Below are 6,115 nucleotides of genomic sequence, written 5' to 3'. Positions count from 1 at the left end.
AGAACACCGCGACATTGTTGACCAGGGCCGCCGCATGGATGGGCTCCAGCTGGCCGGGCATGGGCTGCGTGGCGACCTGGACGTCGTCCGGGCCGAACGGCAGGACGGAGGGCAAGGCGGCGCAACCGGCCATCAGGACAGCGACTGCACCCAGTGCAACGATGCGTTTCATTCCAGCCTCCCGCCGGATCCCGAACCCGGACACATAGTGCGCCTGTTCGCGCGCCAAGGGAACTGACGGTTCCGTAATCCTTCCCCAACGGAAAAGGCCCCGGGTTTCCCCCGGGGCCTTTTGTAATCACAACTACTCGCGCTTAAGCAGCGAGCGACCGCGTCGCTCGCGTTAGCGCCCTGAAATCAGGACGAGTAGTATTCGACGACCAGGTTCGGCTCCATCTTCACCGCGAACGGCACGTCGGCCAGTTCGGGGAAGCGGATGAAGCGGACCGAGAAACCGCGGTCGCCCAGTTCGATATAGTCGGGGATGTCGCGCTCGCCGGACTGCTGGGCTTCGAGCACCAGCGCCATGTTGCGGGACTTTTCCTTGACCTCGACGACGTCGCCCGGCTTCACGGAATAGGAGGCGATGTTCACCTTCTTGCCGTTGACGGTGACGTGGCCGTGGTTGACGAACTGGCGCGCGGCCCAGGGGGTCGGCACGAATTTGGCGCGATAGACGATGGCGTCCAGGCGGGCTTCCAGCAGGCCGATCAGGGTCTCGGAGGTGTTGCCCTTGCGACGGGCGGCCTCGTCATAGGTCTTGCGGAACTGCTTTTCCGTCAGGTTGGCATAGTAGCCCTTGAGCTTCTGCTTGGCCTTGAGTTGCAGACCGAAGTCCGAGACCTTGGACTTGCGGCGCTGGCCGTGCTGGCCGGGGCCGTACGAGCGCTTGTTGACGGGGGACTTGGCACGACCCCACAGGTTTTCACCCATGGCCCGGTCGATCTTGTACTTGGCGCTGTGGCGCTTGGACATACGTATCTCTTCTTCAGTGATGCGGCCCGGCCTTCCCGAAAGTGGGAGGGCGATCTCAACGGCGGTCCACGCATCGTCCGTAGTGTCTTCGCGCGTTCAGCCATAAGGCCGACGCGGGAAAGGCGGGCTTATGACGGCCCGCCCCTCCAAAGTCAACGCCGGTCGGGCGTTTCAGCCCTTGGCGGCTGCAAACCGTTCGTTGACCTTGTTCCAGTTCACGATCGGCCAGAAGGCCCCCAGGAAGGCCGGGCGCTTGTTCTGATAGTCGAGGTAGTAGGCGTGTTCCCAGACGTCGTTGACGAGCAGGGGCGTTCCCTTGTCGGGGTTGATGTCCATCAGGGAGTTGTCCTGGTTCGGCGTATTGATGACCTTCAGCTTGCCGTCCGTCAGGATCAACCAGGCCCAGCCCGAACCGAATTGGGTCACCCCGGCCTGTTCGAACGCGGTCTTGAACGCGTCCATCCCGCCCAGGTCGGCGTCGATGGCGGCGGCCAGCTCGGCCGAGGGTTCGCCGGTCTCCCCCTGGGGCGCCATGCTCTCCCAGTAGAAGATGTGGTTCCAGTAGCCGCCGCCGTTGTTGCGCACGGCCTTGGGAAATTTCGAGATCTCGGCGAAGACCTCTTCCAGCGACTTGCCTTCGGCCTCGGCCAGACCGTCCAGCGCCTTGTTCAGGTTGTCAGTATAGGCCTGGTGGTGCTTGTCGTGGTGGAACTCCAGCGTCGTCTTGGAGATGATCGGCTCCAGCGCGTCGTGGGCATAGGGCAGGGGGGGCAGTTCATAGGCCATGGGGAGGCTCCGTCAGGACAAGGTTGCGACGGGCTGCATCTAGGCGACCCACCTGCCGGACCCAAGCCGGAGACCGCGTTTTCGTTCCTCTTGCGAGTCGTTCGCTAGGTTGCGGGCGGATTGGCTTTCAGACAGTCTCGAATCTGGCGTTTCAGGGTCCCGGACGAGTTCAGGAAGTCGGCCCCGTCGGCGTCGAGAACCGCCTTCACCGCCGCGTCGAGCCCGTCCGGCAGGGCCGCCATCACTCGCTTCTGACCCTTGTCATGCAGACAGTAGCCCAGCTCCTTGCACAGGGCACCGAACATCCCGGCGTGGCGGTCCAGATCGATGTCGGCGTCGGTCATGATGAGGCTTTCAGGCGCCTGGCGTGGAACGCCACATGGTCGGCGATGAAGCTGGCCATGAAGAAGTAGGAGTGGTCATAGCCGGGCTGCATCCGCAGGGTCAGGGACTGGCCCGCAACCTTTGCCGCCTCGAGCAGCAGTTCCGGCTTCAGCTGGTCGGCCAGAAACCCGTCGGCGTCGCCCTGGTCCACCAGGATGTCGTCGAACCGACCCTTGGCCGCTCCGCTTTCGATCAGCAGGGCGGCGTCATGCCCGGCCCAGACGGACCGGTCGTCGCCCAGATAGGCCTCGAACGCCTTCTGTCCCCACGCACACCGCGTCGGGGATGCGATCGGCGCAAAGGCCGAGACCGAGCGGAACAGGTCCGGGTGGCGCAGCGCCAGGGTCAGCGCCCCATGCCCGCCCATCGAATGGCCGCTGATCCCGCGCACGCCCGTCGTCGGGAACTCGGCGTCGATCAGGGCGATCAGGTCGCGGGTGACATAGGTCTCCATGTTGAAATGCGGGACCCACGGCTCGCACACCGCATCGACATAGAAGCCCGCCCCCTGGCCCAGGTCATAGGCCTCGTCGTCGGCCACGCCCTCACCGCGCGGCGAGGTGTCGGGCGCCACGATCATCACCCCATGCTCGGCCGCAGACCGATAGGCCCCCGCCTTGGTCGTGAAATTATCCTCGGTGCAGGTCAGGCCCGACAGCCAGATCAGGACGGGGAAGGGGCCCTTTCCCGGCGGTGTGAACACCGACAGGGTCATCGGCGTGCCCGTCGCGGCACTGTCGTGGCGCAGGTAGCGCAGTGTGCCGCCGTGGACGGTGTGGGTCTTCAGGGTTTCCACGTTCACCCCAGCCGATGCATCGCGCAGACCTTGTTGCCCGCCGGGTCGCGCAGATAGGCCAGGTGCAGCTTGCCGAAGGTGCCGTCGCGCAGGCCGGGCGGGTCCTCGATGGCCGTGCCGCCGTGGGCCAGGCCCGCCGCATGGAAGGCGTCGGCCGCCTCGATCGAGGCGGCGACGAAGCCGATGGTGCCGCCGTTGGCACAGCTGGCCGGACCGCCGTCGATCGGCTTGGAGATGGAGAACAGACCCTTGTCGGACCGCCACCAGACCCGCCCCTTGGGATCGAGCGTGCCCGGCCGGATGCCGAGCGCACCCAGGGCCGCGTCATAGAAGGCCTTCGACGCCTCGATGTCGTCGGCCCCGACCATGATGTGGCTGAACATCGGCTCTATCCCTTATTCTTCCGGCGTGTTGAAGCACGGTTTCATGACCACCGTATCGGCGATTTCGCGTGCGCGCGAGGCGATCTCGGGCGGGGTGTCGGCGGTGATCCAGGCGTGGACCTCGTTGGACCAGCCGTCGCATTGCTGGTTCCAGAAATACTCGACCGTCAGATCGCCGACCTTGCGCTCCTGCCGCCCCGTCGCATGGCGATCGGTGACCCAGTCCCCGACATTGGCCGACCATCCCTCGTAGACGTTCAGCGCCACGACACCGTCCAGGCTGACCCGGTACAGATCGAAATCTAGGATCTCCCGCCGGGTCAGGGCTGCTCCCTCGGGCAGTTCGAGCGCGAAATTGTAGGCGGTTGTCGCGGGCCTATAACCGTCCGCGTCGGCGGGCGCGGCCTGGGGCGGCGTTGACAGGAGCGCAACGGCGAGACCGACCGCGATCATCGGGATTGCCAGCCCACCAACGTCATTGTGGCGACTCGTTGAGCTTCAAGACAACGAGTGCGGTCCATGGCGTTCGACTTTGAGCATAGGTTTGCGTCAGCAAGATCGGTCGAACATAGCGCTCGTAGTTCTCTGTGAAATCGCCACGAAGCAATCGGGCGTCCTTGACGCTGCCGTCCTCACCGACGGTGAGTTCCCAGACCCCGCAGCCGGCCGGACTACTGATGCTTTCAAATACCGGCGCAGCGGATGCCTCCCCCGCGGTGACCCTTCTGATGCCGGCGTTGGCCATGCGCACCTGCTCATCGACGTCTAGATCGCAGGCGCTGCCAGCGAACACAGCGGATACAGCGAGCGCTATAAGCATCAGAACACCACCACCGACCGGATGCTCTCGCCCGCGTGCATCAGGTCGAACGCCTCGTTGATGCGTTCCAGTGGCAGGGTGTGGGTGATCATGGGGTCGATCTCGATCTTGCCATCCATGTACCAGTCGACGATCTTTGGTGTATCCGTCCGTCCCCGCGCGCCGCCGAAGGCCGAACCGCGCCACACCCGGCCCGTGACCAGCTGGAACGGGCGGGTGGCGATCTCCTTGCCCGCCTCGGCCACCCCGATCACGATGCTCTCGCCCCAGCCCCGGTGACAGGCCTCAAGCGCCTGGCGCATGACCACGGTGTTGCCGGTGCAGTCGAAGGTGTAGTCCGCCCCGCCACCGGTCAGCTCGACCAGATGGGCCACGACATCGGACACGTCCTTCGGATTGACGAAATGGGTCATGCCGAAGCGGCGGCCCCATTCCTCCTTGGCCGGGTTCAGATCGACGCCGACGATCATGTCGGCCCCCACCATCTTCAGCCCCTGGATGACGTTCAACCCGATGCCGCCCAGTCCGAACACCACGGCATTGGCCCCCGGCTCGACCTTGGCCGTATTGACCACGGCCCCGACCCCCGTCGTCACTCCGCAGCCGACGTAGCAGGCGGAGGCGAACGGCGCGTCCTTGCGGATCTTCGCCAGGGCGATCTCGGGCAGTACCGTGTAGTTCGAGAAGGTCGAACAGCCCATGTAGTGGGCGATGGCCTGTCCCTTGTAACTGAACCGCGACGTGCCGTCGGGCATCATCCCCTTGCCCTGGGTGGCGCGGATGGCGGTGCAGAGATTGGTCTTGCGGCTCAGGCAGGATTTACACTGGCGGCACTCGGGCGTGTAGAGCGGGATCACATGGTCCCCGACGGCGACGGATGTGACGCCCGGCCCCACCTCGACCACGATCCCTGCGCCTTCATGGCCCAGGATGCTCGGGAAGATGCCCTCCGAGTCCAGCCCGTCCAGCGTATAGGCGTCGGTGTGGCAGATCCCGGTCGCCTTGATCTCGACCAGCACCTCGCCGGCGCGCGGTCCCTCCAGATCGACCTCGACGATCTCGAGCGGACGTTTGGCCTCGAAGGCGACGGCGGCGCGGGTTTTCATGGAGCGGTCCTGCTTTCGTGAGTCTGGTGGCGTTCTAGCGGGCGCAAGCGCAGGCCGAAACCGGCATCGCCATTGCCGCCCCGATTTGAATCGCCCACCGTCATATCCTGTCAGACCCGGAATGCAGTGGGAACCGCGACACTCTGCGCGTTCGCCATCGATGCGGGCGAGGGGAGAAGACGCGATGACATTGCCAATTCTTCGCGAGACGATCGAGCGGCTGGCCCGGTTCCGCTTCATCTTCATCATCCTGGTCAACCTGATCCCCGTAGGGGGCGTGGCCCTGCTGGGCTGGGACGCGGGCCAGATCCTGTTCTTCTACTGGTTCGAGAATGTAATCATCGGCCTGGTCACCCTGCCTCGGGTCCTTGCCGCACAGAACTATGTCCGGGATGCCTATAGTCCCAAAGCGAACCATGCCTTGGGCGTGGGCTGCTTCTTCATTGTCCACTATGGCGGCTTCTGCCTCGTCCATGGGGTCTTCACCCTGATCCTGGCGGTCCGGTTCATATCCGACGATCCTGCCCAGGCCGGGGTGGTCGATCCGCCTTTTGACGGTGCCTTTCTGTGGGGCCTGGCCATCCTGTTCGGCCTGCACGTGCTGGCGCTGGTCAGGGACTGGTGGCTGCCACGCGCCTGGCGGACGGCCAGTCCGACGCTGGAAATGTTTCGCCCCTACGGCCGCATCTTCGTCCTGCATATTACTGTCATGGGCGGGGCATGGGCCATACAGGAATACGCCGCGCCGGAATGGACCATCCTGATCCTTTGTCTGGGCAAGGCGGTTCTGGAGCTTCTGACGGTCTGGCTGACCAGAACCGGGATCGCCGAAGCAGTGAAGGCAGCACCGGTCCGCTGAGCTTTG

The 6,115-nt window shown here is 64.8% G+C and carries 9 protein-coding genes; 1 reads left to right on the top strand and 8 read right to left on the bottom strand.

Annotated elements, in window-relative coordinates:
- Window positions 1–357: 357 nt before the first annotated feature.
- The 8 genes from rpsD to ACILQR_RS06325 form a co-directional block, all read right to left on the bottom strand.
- Window positions 358–975, bottom strand: coding sequence for a 30S ribosomal protein S4 (gene rpsD / locus ACILQR_RS06360; RefSeq protein WP_271146777.1), 618 nt, complete (start codon window positions 973–975; stop codon window positions 358–360).
- A gap of 171 nt (window positions 976–1,146) precedes the next feature.
- Window positions 1,147–1,761: a superoxide dismutase gene (locus tag ACILQR_RS06355; protein ID WP_395650630.1), complete on the bottom strand. Its 615-nt coding sequence runs from the start codon at window positions 1,759–1,761 to the stop codon at window positions 1,147–1,149.
- Window positions 1,762–1,865: 104 nt separating this feature from the next.
- Complete coding sequence (locus tag ACILQR_RS06350) at window positions 1,866–2,105, bottom strand: hypothetical protein (protein WP_395650629.1); 240 nt, start codon at window positions 2,103–2,105, stop codon at window positions 1,866–1,868.
- Window positions 2,102–2,941, bottom strand: coding sequence for an S-formylglutathione hydrolase (fghA, locus tag ACILQR_RS06345; RefSeq protein ID WP_395650628.1), 840 nt, complete (start codon window positions 2,939–2,941; stop codon window positions 2,102–2,104). Before fghA ends, ACILQR_RS06350 begins: the two co-directional genes overlap by 4 nt.
- Window positions 2,942–2,943: 2 nt before the next feature.
- Complete coding sequence (locus tag ACILQR_RS06340) at window positions 2,944–3,324, bottom strand: VOC family protein (RefSeq protein WP_395650627.1); 381 nt, start codon at window positions 3,322–3,324, stop codon at window positions 2,944–2,946.
- 12 nt (window positions 3,325–3,336) lie between these two features.
- Complete coding sequence (locus ACILQR_RS06335) at window positions 3,337–3,777, bottom strand: hypothetical protein (protein WP_395650626.1); 441 nt, start codon at window positions 3,775–3,777, stop codon at window positions 3,337–3,339.
- A gap of 22 nt (window positions 3,778–3,799) precedes the next feature.
- Complete coding sequence (locus tag ACILQR_RS06330; protein WP_395650625.1) at window positions 3,800–4,069, bottom strand: hypothetical protein; 270 nt, start codon at window positions 4,067–4,069, stop codon at window positions 3,800–3,802.
- Between the two features lie 74 nt (window positions 4,070–4,143).
- Window positions 4,144–5,250: an S-(hydroxymethyl)glutathione dehydrogenase/class III alcohol dehydrogenase gene (locus ACILQR_RS06325; RefSeq protein ID WP_395650624.1), complete on the bottom strand. Its 1,107-nt coding sequence runs from the start codon at window positions 5,248–5,250 to the stop codon at window positions 4,144–4,146.
- Between the two features lie 184 nt (window positions 5,251–5,434).
- Here ACILQR_RS06325 and ACILQR_RS06320 point away from each other — a divergent pair, with 184 nt between their 5' ends.
- Complete coding sequence (locus ACILQR_RS06320) at window positions 5,435–6,109, top strand: DUF6498-containing protein (protein ID WP_395650623.1); 675 nt, start codon at window positions 5,435–5,437, stop codon at window positions 6,107–6,109.
- Window positions 6,110–6,115 lie beyond the last annotated feature (6 nt).

The organism is Brevundimonas sp., assembly GCF_044239655.1.
Lineage (GTDB): Bacteria > Pseudomonadota > Alphaproteobacteria > Caulobacterales > Caulobacteraceae > Brevundimonas.
The sequence above is the reverse complement of the archived record's forward strand: the minus strand, read 5'-3'. Positions and strand labels throughout refer to the sequence as shown.